The organism is Streptomyces sp. NPDC053367, assembly GCF_044545925.1.
GTDB lineage: Bacteria > Actinomycetota > Actinomycetes > Streptomycetales > Streptomycetaceae > Streptomyces.
In genome coordinates, this window is record NZ_JBITYN010000004.1 from 166,135 (window position 1) to 181,791 (window position 15,657).

Here is a 15,657-nt window from a genome sequence, read left to right on the forward strand (position 1 = left end):
CGGGATTGACAAACGTTGTTGCCGAACCTGCAATACGGCCATGACGACCGACGACGTTCTGGCGGGTGTCGGCCCCCGCCTGCGAAGGCTGCGCAAGGAACGCGAGGTGACGCTCGCGGCGCTGTCCGAGACGACCGGCATCTCCGTCAGCACCCTCTCCCGGCTGGAGTCCGGCCTGCGCAAACCCTCGCTGGAGCTGCTGCTGCCGATCGCCCGGGCCCACCAGGTGCCGCTGGACGAGCTGGTCGGCGCGCCGCCGGTCGGCGATCCGCGGGTGCGCGCCAAGCCGATCCAGCGCCATGGCCGGACGCTGTATCCACTGACCCGGCAGCCGGGCGGGCTGCAGGCCTACAAGATGGTCGAGCCCGCCCGGTCGGTGGAGCCGGATCCCCGGACCCACGAGGGCTACGAGTGGCTCTATGTCCTCTCCGGCAGGCTGCGCCTGGTGCTGGGCGAGCACGACGTGGTGCTCACCGCGGGTGAGGCCGCCGAGTTCGACACGCGCGTGCCGCACTGGTTCGGGTCGACGGGGGAGGGGCCGGTGGAGTTCCTCAGTCTGTTCGGGCCGCAGGGGGAGCGGATGCACGTACGGGCCCGGCCGAAGGGGGCGTGACCTCCCTCGCCGCCGTCCGTGAGGGACGTCCGTGAGGGGTGACCTCTCCCGCCGCCCTTCCCTGGGGGCAAGCGACCGCTTAGTATGCGATCGACCCGGACGGACGAAGCAGTCGGTGGAGGCTCCGCATGCAGGCATGGCGAGTGCACGAGAACGGCGAGCCGGGCGAGGTGATGCGGCTCGAGGAGGTCGAGCGGCCCACGCCCGGCGACGGCCAGGTCCTGCTGAAGGTCCGTGCCGCGAACATCAACTTCCCGGACGCCCTGCTGTGCCGGGGCCAGTACCAGGTCCGGCCGCCGCTGCCCTTCACGCCGGGCGTGGAGATCTGCGGCGAGACCCAGGACGGCCGCCGGGTGATCGCCAACCCGGTGCTGCCGCACGGCGGACTCGCCGAGTACACCGTCGCGGACGCCGCCGCCCTGCTGCCCGCGCCCGAGGCGCTGGACGACGCCGAGGCCGCCGCCCTGCACATCGGCTACCAGACGGGCTGGTTCGGACTGCACCGCCGGGCCGGTCTGGAGGCGGGCGAGACGCTGCTCGTGCACGCCGCCGCGGGCGGGGTCGGCAGCGCCGCCGTCCAGCTCGGCAAGGCCGCCGGCGCCACGGTCATCGGCGTGGTCGGGGGAGCGGAAAAGGCCGCCGTCGCCCGGGAGCTGGGCTGTGACGTGGTGATCGACCGGCACGCCGAGGACGTCGTCGCCGCGGTGAAGGAGGCGACCGGCGGGCGCGGCGCCGACGTGATCTACGACCCCGTCGGCGGCCAGGCCTACGCCCAGTCCGCCAAGGTCGTCGCCTTCGAGGGCCGCATCCTGGTCGTCGGCTTCGCCAGCGGCGCCATCCCGAGCCCGGCACTCAACCACGCCCTGGTGAAGAACTACTCGATCGTCGGCCTGCACTGGGGCCTGTACAACACCAAGAACCCGAAGCTGGTCCAGCACTGCCACGAGCAGCTCACCGAACTCGCCGCCCGCGGTGCGATCAAGCCGCTGGTCAGCGAGCGGGTGGCGCTCGGCGAGGCGGCGGCGGCCGTGCAGCGCGTCGCCGACGGTGTGACGACCGGCCGGATCGCCGTCGTGACGGAGGGAGCCGCATGACCGGCGCAGCCGAACTGAGGCGCCTTGCGGCCGAGTTCCTGGCCGCCCACCCGCCCGCCTCCACCGACCGCCTGGACTTCCTGCGCGCCCGCTTCGACGCCGGCCTCGCCTGGGTCCACTACCCCGAGGGCCTCGGCGGTCTCGGCGCCCCGCGCTCCCTCCAGGGCGTCGTGGACGCCGAGCTGGCCGCCGCGGGCGCCCCCGACAACGACCCGCGCCGCAACGGCATCGGCCTCGGCATGGCCGCGCCGACGATCCTCAAGTACGGCACCGACGAGCAGAAGCAGCGCTTCCTCAAGCCCCTGTGGACCGGCGAGGAGGTCTGGTGCCAGCTGTTCAGCGAGCCCGGCGCCGGCTCCGACCTGGCCGCGCTCGGCACCCGGGCCGTCCGTGACGGTGACGACTGGGTCGTCAACGGGCAGAAGGTGTGGACGTCCGGCGCGCACAACGCCCGCTGGGCCATCCTCATCGCCCGCACCGACCCGGACGTCCCCAAGCACGCGGGCATCACCTACTTCGCCTGCGACATGACCGACCCCGGCGTCGACGTCCGGCCGCTGCGCCAGATCACCGGCGAGGCGGAGTTCAACGAGGTCTTCCTCACCGACGTCCGCATCCCCGACGCCCACCGCCTCGGAGAGGTCGGTGACGGCTGGCGGGTCGCGCAGACCACCCTCAACAACGAGCGCGTGGCCATCGGCGGCATGGCCCTGCCCCGCGAGGGCGGCATGATCGGCAAGATCGCGCAGACCTGGCGCGAACGCCCCGACCTGCGCACCCACGACCTCCACCAGCGCCTGCTGAAGCTGTGGGTCGACGCCGAGGTCGCCCGCCTCACCGGCGAGCGCCTGCGCCAGCAGCTCGCCCAGGGCCAGCCCGGACCCGAGGGCGCCGGCATAAAGCTCGGCTTCGCCCGCCTGAACCAGGAGATCAGCGGGCTGGAGGTGGAACTCCTCGGCGAGGAGGGCCTGTTGTACGACGACTGGACCATGCGGCGCCCGGAATCGGTCGACTTCACCGGCCGGGAGGCCGGCTACCGCTATCTGCGCTCCAAGGGCAACAGCATCGAGGGCGGGACCAGCGAGGTCCTGCTGAACATCGTCGCCGAGCGCGTGCTGGGCCTGCCCGCCGAGCCGCGCACCGACAAGGACGTCGCCTGGAAGGACCTGGCCCGATGAGCGCACAGCCCGACCTGTTGTACTCGGAGGAGGAAGAGGCGCTCCGCTCCGCCGTACGGGACCTGCTCGGCGACCACTGCGACCCGGCCGGTGTCATCGCCCGCACCGAGACGGACGCCCCGCACGACCTCGCGCTGTGGAAGTCCCTCGCCGACGGCATGGGCCTGGCCGGACTGCTGGTGCCGGAGGACCGGGGCGGACAGGGTGCCTCGCACCGCGAAGCCGCCGTCGTGCTGGAGGAGTTGGGGCGGGCCGTCGCGCCGGTGCCCTATCTGAGCAGTGCGGTCGTGGCGACGGAGGCCCTGCTGGAGTGCGGCGACGAGCAGCTCCTCGGCGAACTGGCCTCCGGCCGCAGGATCGGCGCCCTCGCGGTCGGCCTGCACCTGGCGCCCGACGCCGGCTTCACCGCCGTACGCGTCACGGACGGCCTGCTGCACGGCGAGCTCACCGGGATCGCGGACGCGACGGCCGCGGACGTGCTGCTGGTGCCGGCCGACGACGGCGGGCTCTACGCGGTCGACGCGGACGCCGCCGAGATCACGCGCCAGACGTCCTTCGACCTGACCCGGCCGGTGGCGACCGTACGGCTGGACGCCGCGCCTGGCCGCCGCCTCGGCGAGGCCGAACCCGCCGTACGGCGTGCGCTGCGGGCCGGTGCCGGGCTGCTGGCGTCCGAGCAACTCGGCGTCGCCGACTGGGCGTTGACGGAGACCGTGCGCCACCTGAAGGAGCGCAAGCAGTTCAACCGGCCCGTCGGCGGCTTCCAGGCGCTCAAGCACCGGCTGGCCCAGCTGTGGCTGGAGGTCGTGAACCTGCGGGCGGCGGCCCGCAACGCTGCCGACGCGCTCGCCCGCGGCGCCGACGCAGATGTGGCGGTGGCTGTCGCTCAGGCCTACGCCGCGCCGGCAGCCGTACGGGCCACCGAGGAGGCGGTACAGCTGCACGGCGGCATCGGCATGACGTGGGAGCACCCCGCGCACCTGTACCTGAAGCGGGCCAAGGCCGACTCGATCGCGTACGGCACGGCGGGCGCGCATCGCGCGGCGCTGGCCGAGTCGGTCGACCTGCGGGCTCCCTGAGGTCCGCCCGGCGCGTCCACACGGCTGTGAGAAGCCCGTCCCCGATCGGGGGCGGGCTTCGCTCGTGGTGCGCCCGCCGGCGCCGCACCGGGTGAACGAGCGACGGCGGTCAGGCCAACTCCCGTACGAGCAAGCCTCCTTGAGGCGTCCACGCCCCATACTCGCTGGGGACCGACACCACACAAGGAGGCAGCGCATGGCCCTCACCACCCGCCGCAGAGCCCTCACCGCCTTCGGCGCCGCGCTGACGGGCGCGTTCGCCCAGCCGGGCGCCGACGCCTTCGCGGCGACGAACGTGCGGCCAGGCGCCGGCGCTTTCGGGGCGACGAGCGTACGGCCGGGCGCCGGCGCTTTCGGGGCCGCCGTCCCGGCCGAGCGCGGGAAGGCGCCGCTGTGGCGGGCCCACGCGCACAACGACTACGAGCACCCGCGCCCGCTCCTCGACGCCCTCGACCACCGCTTCGGCAGCGTGGAGGCGGACATCCACCTGGTCGGCGGTCAACTGCTGGTCGCACACGACCCCGAGGACCTGGACCCGGCCCGCACCCTGGAGTCCCTCTACCTCGACCCCCTCGTCGCCCGGGTGCGCACCCACCACGGCTGGGTGTACCGGGGGCACCACCGGCCACTGCAACTGCTCATCGACATCAAGACCGAGGGCGCCGCGACCTACCTCGAACTGGACCGCCGGCTGCGCCGCTACAAGCACCTGTTCACCACGTACGCCCACGGCCGTGTCTTCCCCGGCCCGGTCACCGCGGTCGTCTCCGGCGACCGCGCGGCCCGTGTGCCGATGGAGGCGCAGACCGTGCGCCACGCCTTCTACGACGGCCGCCTGAGCGACCTCGGCAGCCCCGCGCCCGCCTCCTTCGTGCCGCTGATCAGCGACAACTGGACCCGCACCTTCACATGGCTGGGCGCGGGCCCGTTCCCCGACGCCGAGCGGCAGCGGCTGCACGCCATCACCGGGGCCGCGCATGAGCGGGGCCAGACCGTCCGCTTCTGGGCCACCCCGGACCTGTCCGGGCCGGAGCGGGACGCGCTGTGGGCCGAGCTGCTCGCCGCCGGCGTCGACCACCTCAACACGGACGACCTCGCGGGCCTGGAGGCGTTCCTCGACGCCCACGGGAGCTGACGGTCACAGCCGGACACCACACGTTCGGAGGACACGTCAGCCGCCCGGACGAACCCTCTGTTACGCCACACTTGCGGCCGAACGCCGTGAACCGGACGTGACCGGCGTGGCGGAGGAGGTTGACGATGGCCGTTTCCATCTCTGTGGTGCTACTGCTGTTCATCCTGGCGGTGATCTTCCTGCGCAACGGGGGACTCAAGGTCTCCCATGCGCTGGTGTGCGCGCTGCTCGGCTTCTACCTCGCGAGCACGAGCATGGCACCCACCATCCACAGCGGCCTCACGGCGACCGCGGACATCGTGGGCAGTCTGCGGCCGTGACCCTCACGGGCCCGTGAACACCCCGATGCCGTTCGGCACGGGCCGTTCGGCGCCGGCGCTCGGGTGGTTGAGCGGGGCGACGACACCGTCCGCGGTGCGTGCCACCAGGGTCGTGGAGCCGCCGCCGTCCAGGTTGAAGGCGTCCTCGGCCCCCAAGTCCCGCACGATCCGGGCCAGTTCGGCGACGGTCAGGCCCGTCCGGTACTCGGGGGAGCCGTCCAGGGCGAGCAGCAGCACCCGGCGTCCGCCGTCGGCGATACCCGCCGCCGTGCGGACCGCGGCGGTGCGGTCGTCCAGGCCGGGCAGCGGCTGTCCGTCGTGGAGGACGGGATAGCCGCCGACGGCGAGCGCGAGCGGGACCGGCGAGGCCGTGGTGCGCAGCCGGTGGCTGATCCGGACCGGCTCGCCGATGTGGAACTTCCTCAGTTGCTGCGCGCCCGCCTCCCGGCCGACCAGGACGGTCGTGCCCGGGGAGATCGGCCCGCTGCCCGGGACGTCGGCCATGGCGACGACCCTGCCGTGATCGACCGTCACCTCGTAGGTGTCCGTGCTGCACGGCGCCGCCCGTTCGGTGTCCGTCCCGCAGGTCGCACGCAGCCGGGAGACGCTGCCCCACTCCTCGGTGAACGCCCCGACCGAGCCGACGGGGAGGGCGTACTGGTTGAGGCCGCCGAGCGGCAGCCGGCCCTCGGGAGTGGTGACCGAGCCGTCCAGGGTCAGCCGGTCCGGGCGGGCCCGGCGGTCGCGCCCCACGCCGATGACGTCCTCGGTGGTGGTGCCCGGCGGCAGGGCCGGCCCGAACCGCTGGCCGTTCGGCACCGCCGCCTTCAGCGCCCGGCCGCTCGCGACCGCCGGGCCGACGCTCGCGCCGGTGGCCTGGACGCCGGGGTGCTGGGCCTCGGTGATGTTGAAGAAGTCGCCGTTGACGCCCGCGATCGCACCCTGGGCCGTGGCGAGTGCGGAGACGGTGGCCCGCGCGGCCACCGCCCCCGGGTACAGCAGGCCCAGGCGCACCCGGGGATCGGCGAGGTCGATGTCGAGCACATGGGCGCGGGCGGGGCCGTTCGCGCCCTGGAGGTCGAGCTGCCGGTAGTCGACGCCGGGGGCGAGGGCCGTGACCGGCCCGGCGCCGGTGATCCCGGCAGGGGCCGTTCCGGCTGGAGCGGCTCCGGCTGGTGGGTCGGCGAGGGCGGCTCCGGCCGGTGCGGCTCCGGCCGGCGGGGCCCCGGTGAGAGCCGCGCCGGCCAGCAGACCGCATACCGTGAGAACCGTCAGTGATCTGCGCCGACCCGCCACGGGACCCCCTGAGGTATCTGATTTACCATCAAGTCTCGCGGCGCTCACGGGCCTTGCGCCAGAGGGGCGCACCCGTCCGGGTGGCTACGGACCGACGACCCGGGAACGGGTCAGGAAACGCACCCCCTCCGGCGCCTCCAGCGAGAACCCGCTGCCGCGGCCCTCCACCACGTCCACGATCAGCCGGGTGTGGCTCCAGACGGCGTACTGGCTGCGCGACATCCAGAACGTCACCGGCTCCTCGACGCCGTCCACCGTCAGCTCGGCCAGCAGCACGTCCGAGTCGCCGGTGCGGAACTCGCCCTCCGGGTAGCACATGGGCGCGCTGCCGTCGCAGCAGCCGCCGGACTGGTGGAACATCAGCGGCCCGTGCTCGGCCCGCAGCCGGCGCAGCAGGGCGGCGGCCGCGGGGGTGAGCTCGACGCGCGGAATCTCCTCGGGCATGACCGGCCTTCCCTAGAAGAAGCCCAGCTTGCGCGGGGAGTAGGAGACCAGCAGGTTCTTGGTCTGCTGGTAGTGCTCCAGCATCATCTTGTGCGTCTCGCGCCCGATGCCGGACTGCTTGTAGCCGCCGAACGCCGCGTGCGCCGGATAGGCGTGGTAGCAGTTGGTCCACACACGCCCCGCCTGGATGGCGCGGCCCGCCCGGTACGCCGTGTTCATGTCCCGCGTCCACACACCCGCGCCGAGCCCGTACAGCGTGTCGTTGGCCGTCTTGATCGCGTCGTCGAAGTCGTCGAACGACGTCACCGAGACCACCGGTCCGAAGATCTCCTCCTGGAAGATCCGCATACGGTTGTCGCCCTCGAAGATGGTCGGCTGCACGTAATAGCCGCCCTTCAACTCGCCGTCATGCTCGACGCGTTCGCCGCCGGTGAGGACCCGGGCGCCCTCCTGCCGGCCGATGTCGATGTAGGACAGGATCTTCTCCAGCTGGTCGTTGGAGGCCTGCGCGCCGATCATCGTGTCCGTGTCGAGCGGGTGCCCCGGCCGGATCAGCTCGGTCCGGGCGACGGCCGCCCGCAGGAACTCCGCGTAGTGGCCGCGCTGGATCAGCGCCCGCGACGGACAGGTGCACACCTCGCCCTGGTTCAGGGCGAACATGGTGAAGCCCTCCAGCGCCTTGTCCCGGAAGTCGTCGTCCTGCGCCCACACGTCGTCGAAGAAGATGTTCGGCGACTTGCCGCCCAGCTCCAGGGTGACCGGCTTGATGTTCTCCGAGGCGTACTGCATGATCAGCCGCCCCGTCGTGGTCTCACCCGTGAACGCCACCTTCGCCACGCGCGGGCTGGACGCCAGCGGCTTGCCGGCCTCCACCCCGAAGCCGTTGACGATGTTCAGCACGCCCGGCGGCAGCAGGTCGGCCACGAGGCTCAGCCAGTAGTGGATCGACGCGGGCGTCTGCTCGGCCGGCTTGAGCACGACCGCGTTGCCCGCCGCGAGCGCCGGCGCCAGCTTCCAGGCCGCCATCAGGATCGGGAAGTTCCACGGGATGATCTGCGCGACCACGCCCAGCGGCTCGTGGAAGTGGTAGGCCACCGTGTCGTCGTCGACCTCGCCGAGCGAGCCCTCCTGCGCCCGGATCGCGCCCGCGAAGTAGCGGAAGTGGTCGATGGCCAGCGGGATGTCCGCCGCCAGCGTCTCCCGTACCGGCTTGCCGTTCTCCCAGCTCTCCGCCACCGCCAGCGGCTCCAGATACGCCTCCATGCGGTCGGCGATCTTCCGCAGGACGTCGGCCCGCTCGGTCACCGACGTGCGCGCCCAGCCCGGCGCCGCCGCGTGCGCCGCGTCCAGCGCCCGCTCCACGTCCTCCGCGGTGCCTCGCGCCACCTCGGTGAACGGCTGCCCGTTCACCGGACTCGGGTTCTCGAAGTACCCCCCACGCAGCGGCGGCACGTACTCCCCGCCGATGAAGTGGTCGTACCGCGCCTGGTAGGAGACGATCGCGCCCTCGCTGCCGGGCGCCGCGTAACGGGTCATGCTGCTCTGCCTCCCCATGAACCGCCACCCTCCCTCGGGCGGCTTCCGACGGGAGGCTAGGAGGGCGGAGGTTGCGAGGAGGTTGCGTACGAGGTGGGGGCGGGGCCTCGGGAGTGGGGCGGGCCCTCGGGAGGAGGTGGCAGGTCGGCTCAGGGTTGAGGTGGCAGGTCGGCTCGAAGTGGGGAGGCGGGCGGTGGCCGGGGTGGGGCGCGGCCAAGGGGTGTGGTGTGGCCAGGGCGGGTGCGCAGCGACTGGCTGGCGGCTAGTGCCTGGGCCGCGGTCGGGGTACGCCGGGGAGGCGGTCGGCCCTGCGCGGTGAGCGGGCGGGATCCGCAGGCCCCGTCGGCTCCAACGGTCCTGTCGGTCCCCTCAGCCCTGTCGGCCCGACTGGTTCCTTCGGCCCTGCCGGTTCCGTGGCGCGGGGGCCGGTGGCCGCCCTGTGTCCGGTCGGCCGGGGACCTCGGCCGACAGGTGGTGCGGCCGGGCGGACCGGTGGGGATGACAGCTCGGCCTCCAGCGTGGCCAGTCGGCTGTGCACCGCGGCGGTGGGGCGTACCGCGGCCAGTGCCCGCCACACCTCCAGGTCGTCCTCGCCCCACGGCGCGTACGCCCAGTCCGCCAGCAGGTCCGGGTCACCGCGTTCGATCAGCGCGCCGCGCAGCCCGTCGGCGATCCGTTGCCGCAGCCGTACCACCGCCGGTGCCTGGGAGGCGGGCAGCAGCGGACCGGTGTACGCCTTCGCGGCCGCGGTGACCGCCCCGGCCGCGAGCCGCCGCTCCACCACGGCCACGTCCGACTCCACCGGCACGGTCAGCCGGTACGGCCGCGAGACCAGCAGCCCAGGCCCCAGCACACCGCGCAGCCTGGCGAGTTCGGCGCGCAGCGTCACCGGGGTGACCGACTCGTCCTCGTACAGCGCGCACAGCAGCTCGTCCCCGGTCATCCCCTCCGGGTGACAGGCGAGCAGCACCACGATCTCGCTGTGCCGGCGCCCGAGCCGGACACTCCGTCCACCGGCGCGCACCCGCACCGCGTCCCGGCCGAGCGCGCTCAGCTCCAGCAGCTCCCCGTCCGCGGGCGCCCGCTCGGGAGTGAGCAACGCCAGCTGGGCCTCGGCCGCCCGCGCCACCGCCTGCACGAAGGCCAGGCTGTGCGGATGCGCCAACCCGTCCCCGCCGGTGATGTCCACCGCCCCCAGCACCCGCCCGGTGCGCGGGTCGTGCACCGGGGCCGCCGCGCACGTCCACGGCTGCACCGGCCGGCTGAAGTGCTCTGCCGCGAACACCTGCACCGGCCGGTCCACCGCGACCGCCGTCCCCGGCGCGTTCGTCCCCATGGCGCTCTCCGCCCACCGCGCACCCGGCACGAAGTTCATCCGGCCCGCCTGCCGCCGCGTCGCCGGGTGGCCCTCCACCCACAGCAGCCGTCCGTGCGCGTCGCACACCGCGAGCAGATGCTCGCCGTCCACCGCGAAGGTCCCCATCAACTCGCGGAACAGCGGCATCACCCGGGACAGCGGATGCTCGGCCCGATACGCCCCGAGGTCACCGTCCGCCAGCTCCACACTCGCCGTGCCGTCCGGCCCGACCCCGGCCCGTGCCGAACGCCGCCACGACTCGGCCACCACGGACCGCACCGGACGGGTCACCTCTCCGGCCTCGGTGAACGTCTCGTGCGCGAGCCGCAGCATACGCGCGTGCTCCACGGGGTCGGCCCCTGGCGCCAGGGCCACCCAGGAATCGGTCAACTCGGCCTCCCGGAGGGCGATGCGGACGGGACATCGTCACATCGTCACTCCGGGTGTCCACGCCGACAACCGTTTCGACGACGGTCACCCGATCGAGGCCGGGAATCGATGCGGGAATGCGGAGCTGCGGAGCCGGGGAGAGGGGAGGGGCGGCCCGACGCCCGGGGTGCAGCGGTATCGAGGCGCCGCATTCCCGCGCGCAGTTCCCCCACGGCGACGAGTCAGCCGCGCTCGACGAGTCTCATGTAGCGCTCCCAGTTCCAGTGCGGCCCCGGGTCGGTGTGGTCGCTGCCCGGCACCTCGTAGTGGGCGATGACGTGGGAACGGTCCCGGGGAATGCCGTACTTGGCGCAGATCGTCGCCGTGAGCCGGGCCGATCTCTCGTACAGGGCGTCGGTGAAGTAGTCGGGCCGGTCGACCCAGCCCTCGTGCTCGATGCCGATGCTGCGGGTGTTGTAGTCCCAGTTCCCCGCGTGCCAGGCGACGTCGGCCTCGGGGACGCACTGCGCGACATGTCCGTCCGCCGAGCGCACGAGGTAGTGGGCGGACACCTTCTTCTTCGGGTTCTGGAAGACGCCGAGAGCGGTTCCGTACGTGGTCTGGGTGACATGGATGACGACGAAGTCGACCGGGTACTGGATGGGGCGGTTCGCGCGGGTGTAGTTGGCGGAGTTCGCCGGTTCCCAGCTGGCCGGCGCGTAGTCGCGGCCCTGAGCTCGCGCGTCCGCCCGGGTCTCGGGGAGCAGCGCGTACGGAACTGCCGCCAGGGCGGCGCCCTTCAGCAGGCGTCGCCTGCCGTGGCCGGACGCCGGGGGCGGGAGCGGTGTTGCCCGTTCCATGAGGTTGCCTTTCGGAGCCTTGAGGCCTCGAAGCCTGGCCGGCCCATCGGGGAAGTGTCGGGAGAGGAGCCGGGAAGCGTCGGGGAAGCGTGATGAGAGGAGTCGGGAAGCGTCGGGAGAAGGGGCGGTAGGAGAGGCGGTAGGAGAGGCGGTAGAGGGGCCTCGGGAAGAGTTGGGAATTTTCGGGGCCGCGACCGGTCGAGTCAGTGGCGCAGCGTCGCCGCCGACTCACGCAGGCGCGCGTGCACTCCGCGGTGTGTCTCGCGCGGTGGCAGCCAGTCCTTGCGGATCTTCGCCACGCACGTGTAGTTCGTGTCGCACACATTGGCCAACGGCGACTCGACCGCCTGGGTTGCGAACTGGTACGCGTCCGGCTCACTGAAGCCGTAGTCGCGGACGAGCCAGCGCACCACGTCCAGCTGCGATATCCGGAACGCGTCCTCCAACGGGCGTGCCGAGCCGGTCGAGATGATGTGGCTGTCGGACTCGATGCGCGGCCAGGGCGTGCTGATCCCTTTGAGGAGTTCGACGACGACCACGGTGTGCATCGCGCACTCGACGGCGACCCCGCAGGTCTCGCCCTCGCCCTGCCGGGCGTGTCCGTCACCGAGACTGAACAGCGCCCCTTCCACGTTCACCCCGAGGTAGCAGGTGACGCCGGCCCGCATCTCCGGGGTGTCCATGTTGCCGCCGTGGGCGTCCGGCACCAGGGCCGAGCGGACCTCCAGGTTGGCGGGTGCCACGCCGACCGTGCCGTGCATCGGATCCATGGGCAGCTCCAGTTCCAGATCGCTGTCACGGGCCCGGAAGAGCGCTGTGCGTCGGGTGCGGTCGAGCTGCCAGATCCAGACGGTCTCCGGGAGCGGCGGCTGGAGGGTGGCCGTGGTGTGGGTGGAGGTGAGCGCGCCGAAGAGGGGGACCGTGGTGGACGCGGCCCAGTCGCGGGCGGGTTCGATGGACACGAAGTGCACGGCGAGGGTGTCCCCGGGCTCGGCGCCCTCCACATGGAAGGGGCCGGTCTGCGGATTGAGGAACGGGAACTCGCACACCTCGGACACGAGATCCTTCTCCGAGCGGACCCGGCCGGCGAAGCAGTCCTCCGTGTACAGGTCGAGGACGGTGCCGGGCGTGATCCGCGCGACGGGTGGCACGCCGCCGAACGTCCAGGCGTATTCGCCCGGTCGGGGGCGCACGGTCAGGATGCGCGGGTCGCTCATCGCTGCACAGCTCCGTTCTGCGGACGGTCCGCGGCAGGCCGGTGGTCGGGTTGGACACGTGTGCGGCACGGCCGGGCTCGTCGGTCACATGGCCTGCCGCGTCTCACGTGAATCACCGTACGGCGGCCGGAGGTTCGGCAGAAGGAGGAGATCGCGTCCGGTGGACGGTGGCCCACTTGTGGACAACTCGCTCACTCGTAAGGGTGATTGTGCGCGGCTCAGTGCGCGGATTTCCCCGGGGGCGCCGGCGCTGCCCCCGACGTCCGGGCTTCTTCCTCAGCCGCCGGCCTCGCACAAAGCTCCGTGGGGCCCGGCTGGGCCGCGCTGGGCGGACGCGGAGCCGCCGCTCACCGCCGCTCGGCGACCCCCGCGGGATCGTCCAGAACCCCGCGCACCACCCAGTGCGCCGCCCCCAGCAACGGCCCCTCGGGCCCCAGCCTCGACACGGACACCGGGCAGGCCGGGCCCGCGGTCCGCCGGGCCAGCTCGGCCTCCAGCGAGGGCAGCAGCCAGGGCGCGAGACCGGCCAGCGCGCCGCCCAGGACCACTCCGCGAGGGTCCAGCAGATTGACGGCCCCGGTCAGGGCGATGCCGAGCGCCTCACCCGCGTCGTGCAGGGCGCGGCGCACGTCGGTGTCCCCGGCAGCCGCCCGCCCGGCGAGCATGCCGACCCGGTCCTCGCCCGGCTCCAGCCCGGCCGCACGCAGCACGGCCTCCTCACCGGCGTACTGCTCCAGGCAGCCGCGCCCGCCGCAGCCGCACTCCGGTCCGTCGGGCCGTACCGGGACATGGCCCAGCTCGCCCGCGAAACCCCGTGTCCCCCGCAGCAGTTGCCCGTCCACGACCACTGCGGAACCGATGCCGATCTCGGCCGAGACGTGCAGGAAGTCGTGCGGTGTGTCCTCGCCGAGCCAGAGTTCGGCGAGTCCGCCGAAGTTGGCCTCGTTGTCCACTGTCAGCGGGTACTCCGCCGGCAGCAGGGCGCCGAGGTCCACGTCGTGCCATTCGAGGTTGGGCGCCCGTACGACCGTACGGCCGTCCCGGGACACCAGGCCCGGAACGGCCACGGCGAGACCGGCCGGCCACAGTCCCGAACCGTCCGCCTCGGCGACCACCTGCCGTATCAGCTCGGTGAGTTCGGCGACGACCGGCTCGGGGGCGCGGCCGCGGTTGGTGCCGTGTCGTACCGCCCGGGCCCGCACCACTCCGCGCAGGTCCACCGCGCACACCGCGAGATGGTCGACGCCGATCTCCGCTCCGATGCCCGCGGGGCCCTGGCCGCTGACGGCGAGGGCGGATCCCGGCCGGCCCACCCGGCCGGGCCGCTCCGGTCCCAGCTCCTCCAGCAGACCGGTGCGGATCAGCTCGTCGACCAGCGTCGACACGGCCGCACGGGTCAGCCCGATACGGGAGGCGACCGCGGCGCGCGACAGCGGTCCCTCGGCGCGCACGGCGTGCATCACCCGCGCCAGATTGCGGCGGCGCATGCCCTGCTGGGTGTCGGGCAGCGCGCGCCCGGGACCGTCGGGACGGGCTTCGTGCGGCGATGCGGTCATGCCTCCGTCAGTCCTCAGTCCTCGGTCTGTGCCGACGCCGGCCGCGGCGGCAGGGCCGCGCGTGGTGTCAGTCGGTGCGGGTGCCCCGCCCCAGCAGCGGGTTCGCGTCGGAGAGTACCCCGGCGATCCTGGCGAGCGTCGCCTCGTCCCGCTCCACGGCGTCCAGGACGGGCCCGCTCGCGGTGTTCCAGCGCCGGGCGACGGCGGCCGGGTCCTCGCCGGTGAGCACGCCCGCGGCCTGAGCGGCGGCGCCGAGTGCGACCAGTTCCCGGGCCTGGGGGATCTGGACGGGGCGGCCGGACAGACGTCGTACGGTCTGCTGCCATGCGGTGCCGCGCGCACCGCCGCCGATCAGCAGCAGCGGGGTGGAGCGGTCGGCGTCCTCGTCGAGGACCAGGTCGAGCGCGCCCAGCAGGGAGTGGACGGCGCCGTCGTAGGCGGCCTGGAGCAGCTGGCCCGCGGTGGTGTCGTGGCGCAGGCCGTGCAGCAGCCCGGAGGCGTTCGGCAGGTCGGGGGTGCGTTCGCCGTCCAGGTAGGGCAGGAGCGTCACCGACGTACCCGGTTCGACGGCCTCACGGTCCAGGCCCAGCAGCGCGGCGATCCGGTCGACGGCGAGGGTGCAGTTGAGGGTGCAGGCCAGCGGCAGCCAGTCGCCGCGCGCGTCTGCGAAACCCGCGACGGTGCCGCTCGGGTCGGCGGGGCGGTGCGTCGAGACGGCGTAGACCGTGCCGGAGGTGCCCAGGCTCAGCACCGGTGTGCCCGGACGCAGTCCGAGGCCGAGTGCGGCGGCGGCGTTGTCGCCGGTGCCCGGTGCGACCAGGGTGCCCTTGGAGAACGGCAGGTCAGGATGGTCGCGTACGGTGCCGACCACCTCACCGGGCCGGGCGACGCGGGGCAGCAGCGCCGGGTCCAGCCCCACGTGGGCGAGGATCTCCTCGTCGTACGCCTCGGTCCCGGACGCCCACCAGCCGGTGCCGGAGGCGTCACCGCGGTCGGTGGTGGCCAGGCCCGTGAGGCGTTCGGTGAGGTAGTCGTGGGGGAGGCGCACGGCCTTCGTGGCGCGGATCGCGTCCGGCTCGTGCTCGGCGAGCCAGGCCCACTTGGTGACCGTGAAGGAGGCGCCGGGCACACTGCCGGTGCGCTGCGCCCAGGCCTTCGCCCCGCCCAGCTCCTCGACCAGCCGGCGGGCCTGGGCGGCGGAACGGACGTCGTTCCACAGCAGGGCCGGGCGGACCGGCTCGCCGTGCTCGTCCAGGGTCACCAGACCGTGCTGCTGACCGCCGACGGAGACGGCCGCCGCCTCGTGCGCGGCGTCCCCGCACTGGCGCAACGCCTCGCACAGCGCGTCCCACCACTGGCGCGGATCACTCTCCCGGCCCGCACCCGACGACACGGTGTGCGGGGCCTGCCCGCTGGCCACCACCTCGCCGGTCGCCACGTCGACGACCAGTGCCTTCGTGGACTGGGTGGACGTGTCCACGCCGACGACGAGCGGACCTTCGGCTGCTGACATCGGGCTCTCCTTGTGATGCGGCTCTGCGGGATCTGACCTGCTGTTCTTTCATGGATTCCAGGGTGCGGCGACCGGGAGGCCGCGGCTCGT

13 protein-coding genes and 1 pseudogene are annotated in these 15,657 nt (G+C 73.3%); 6 read left to right on the forward strand and 8 right to left on the reverse strand.

Going from position 1 to position 15,657, the window contains the following annotated elements; all coding sequences use genetic code 11:
- Positions 1 to 40: 40 nt before the first annotated feature.
- The 6 genes from ACIGXJ_RS13500 to ACIGXJ_RS13525 all read left to right on the forward strand — a co-directional run bounded on the left by ACIGXJ_RS13500 (position 41) and on the right by ACIGXJ_RS13525 (position 5,419).
- Positions 41 to 613, forward strand: coding sequence for a helix-turn-helix domain-containing protein (locus ACIGXJ_RS13500; protein WP_399644073.1), 573 nt, complete (start codon positions 41 to 43; stop codon positions 611 to 613).
- A 128-nt stretch (positions 614 to 741) separates the two neighbouring features.
- On the forward strand, positions 742 to 1,707 hold the full coding sequence (locus tag ACIGXJ_RS13505; RefSeq protein WP_399644074.1) for an NADPH:quinone oxidoreductase family protein: 966 nt from the start codon (positions 742 to 744) through the stop codon (positions 1,705 to 1,707).
- Positions 1,704 to 2,885 carry an acyl-CoA dehydrogenase family protein gene (locus tag ACIGXJ_RS13510; protein ID WP_399644077.1) on the forward strand — a complete coding sequence of 394 codons (1,182 nt, stop codon included), beginning with the start codon at positions 1,704 to 1,706 and terminating at the stop codon, positions 2,883 to 2,885. Before ACIGXJ_RS13505 ends, ACIGXJ_RS13510 begins: the two co-directional genes overlap by 4 nt.
- Positions 2,882 to 3,964 carry an acyl-CoA dehydrogenase family protein gene (locus ACIGXJ_RS13515; protein WP_399644080.1) on the forward strand — a complete coding sequence of 361 codons (1,083 nt, stop codon included), beginning with the start codon at positions 2,882 to 2,884 and terminating at the stop codon, positions 3,962 to 3,964. The genes ACIGXJ_RS13510 and ACIGXJ_RS13515 overlap by 4 nt, the downstream gene beginning before the upstream one ends.
- 196 nt (positions 3,965 to 4,160) lie before the next feature.
- A complete protein-coding gene (locus ACIGXJ_RS13520; RefSeq protein WP_399644081.1) occupies positions 4,161 to 5,099 on the forward strand; it encodes a phosphatidylinositol-specific phospholipase C/glycerophosphodiester phosphodiesterase family protein in 939 nt (312 codons plus the stop codon).
- A 125-nt stretch (positions 5,100 to 5,224) separates the two neighbouring features.
- Positions 5,225 to 5,419 carry a hypothetical protein gene (locus ACIGXJ_RS13525; protein WP_399644084.1) on the forward strand — a complete coding sequence of 65 codons (195 nt, stop codon included), beginning with the start codon at positions 5,225 to 5,227 and terminating at the stop codon, positions 5,417 to 5,419.
- Positions 5,420 to 5,422: 3 nt separating this feature from the next.
- Here ACIGXJ_RS13525 and ACIGXJ_RS13530 read toward each other — a convergent pair whose 3' ends face one another.
- The 8 genes and pseudogenes from ACIGXJ_RS13530 to xylB all read right to left on the reverse strand — a co-directional run bounded on the left by ACIGXJ_RS13530 (position 5,423) and on the right by xylB (position 15,567).
- Positions 5,423 to 6,556, reverse strand: a complete 1,134-nt coding sequence (locus ACIGXJ_RS13530; protein ID WP_399644844.1) for a phosphodiester glycosidase family protein — start codon at positions 6,554 to 6,556, stop codon at positions 5,423 to 5,425.
- A gap of 243 nt (positions 6,557 to 6,799) precedes the next feature.
- The gene (locus ACIGXJ_RS13535) at positions 6,800 to 7,159 is read right to left on the reverse strand and encodes a DUF779 domain-containing protein (RefSeq protein ID WP_399644086.1); all 360 of its coding nucleotides are present in this window, start codon (positions 7,157 to 7,159) and stop codon (positions 6,800 to 6,802) included.
- A 12-nt stretch (positions 7,160 to 7,171) separates the two neighbouring features.
- On the reverse strand, positions 7,172 to 8,695 hold the full coding sequence (locus tag ACIGXJ_RS13540) for an aldehyde dehydrogenase family protein (RefSeq protein WP_399644088.1): 1,524 nt from the start codon (positions 8,693 to 8,695) through the stop codon (positions 7,172 to 7,174).
- Between the two features lie 493 nt (positions 8,696 to 9,188).
- Positions 9,189 to 10,442 (reverse strand): annotated as a pseudogene (locus tag ACIGXJ_RS13545) (GAF domain-containing protein); the annotation flags it as partial.
- A 221-nt stretch (positions 10,443 to 10,663) separates the two neighbouring features.
- On the reverse strand, positions 10,664 to 11,281 hold the full coding sequence (locus tag ACIGXJ_RS13550; RefSeq protein ID WP_399644091.1) for an N-acetylmuramoyl-L-alanine amidase: 618 nt from the start codon (positions 11,279 to 11,281) through the stop codon (positions 10,664 to 10,666).
- A 203-nt stretch (positions 11,282 to 11,484) separates the two neighbouring features.
- Positions 11,485 to 12,498: an acetamidase/formamidase family protein gene (locus ACIGXJ_RS13555; RefSeq protein ID WP_399644094.1), complete on the reverse strand. Its 1,014-nt coding sequence runs from the start codon at positions 12,496 to 12,498 to the stop codon at positions 11,485 to 11,487.
- Positions 12,499 to 12,845: 347 nt separating this feature from the next.
- Complete coding sequence (locus ACIGXJ_RS13560; RefSeq protein ID WP_399644097.1) at positions 12,846 to 14,054, reverse strand: ROK family protein; 1,209 nt, start codon at positions 14,052 to 14,054, stop codon at positions 12,846 to 12,848.
- 67 nt (positions 14,055 to 14,121) lie between these two features.
- The gene (gene xylB, locus ACIGXJ_RS13565; protein WP_399644099.1) at positions 14,122 to 15,567 is read right to left on the reverse strand and encodes a xylulokinase; all 1,446 of its coding nucleotides are present in this window, start codon (positions 15,565 to 15,567) and stop codon (positions 14,122 to 14,124) included.
- Positions 15,568 to 15,657: the final 90 nt, after the last annotated feature.

Excerpts from the sequence above, each read along its gene's own strand:
- ACIGXJ_RS13500 (WP_399644073.1), top strand. The coding sequence starts at position 41 with ATGACGACCGACGACGTTCTGGCGGGTGTCGGCCCCCGCCTGCGAAGG.
- ACIGXJ_RS13505 (WP_399644074.1), top strand. The coding sequence starts at position 742 with ATGCAGGCATGGCGAGTGCACGAGAACGGCGAGCCGGGCGAGGTGATG.
- ACIGXJ_RS13510 (WP_399644077.1), top strand. The coding sequence starts at position 1,704 with ATGACCGGCGCAGCCGAACTGAGGCGCCTTGCGGCCGAGTTCCTGGCC.
- ACIGXJ_RS13515 (WP_399644080.1), top strand. The coding sequence starts at position 2,882 with ATGAGCGCACAGCCCGACCTGTTGTACTCGGAGGAGGAAGAGGCGCTC.
- ACIGXJ_RS13520 (WP_399644081.1), top strand. The coding sequence starts at position 4,161 with ATGGCCCTCACCACCCGCCGCAGAGCCCTCACCGCCTTCGGCGCCGCG.
- ACIGXJ_RS13525 (WP_399644084.1), top strand. The coding sequence starts at position 5,225 with ATGGCCGTTTCCATCTCTGTGGTGCTACTGCTGTTCATCCTGGCGGTG.
- ACIGXJ_RS13535 (WP_399644086.1), bottom strand. The coding sequence starts at position 7,159 with ATGCCCGAGGAGATTCCGCGCGTCGAGCTCACCCCCGCGGCCGCCGCC.
- ACIGXJ_RS13540 (WP_399644088.1), bottom strand. The coding sequence starts at position 8,695 with ATGACCCGTTACGCGGCGCCCGGCAGCGAGGGCGCGATCGTCTCCTAC.
- ACIGXJ_RS13550 (WP_399644091.1), bottom strand. The coding sequence starts at position 11,281 with ATGGAACGGGCAACACCGCTCCCGCCCCCGGCGTCCGGCCACGGCAGG.
- ACIGXJ_RS13555 (WP_399644094.1), bottom strand. The coding sequence starts at position 12,498 with ATGAGCGACCCGCGCATCCTGACCGTGCGCCCCCGACCGGGCGAATAC.
- ACIGXJ_RS13560 (WP_399644097.1), bottom strand. The coding sequence starts at position 14,054 with ATGACCGCATCGCCGCACGAAGCCCGTCCCGACGGTCCCGGGCGCGCG.
- xylB (WP_399644099.1), bottom strand. The coding sequence starts at position 15,567 with ATGTCAGCAGCCGAAGGTCCGCTCGTCGTCGGCGTGGACACGTCCACC.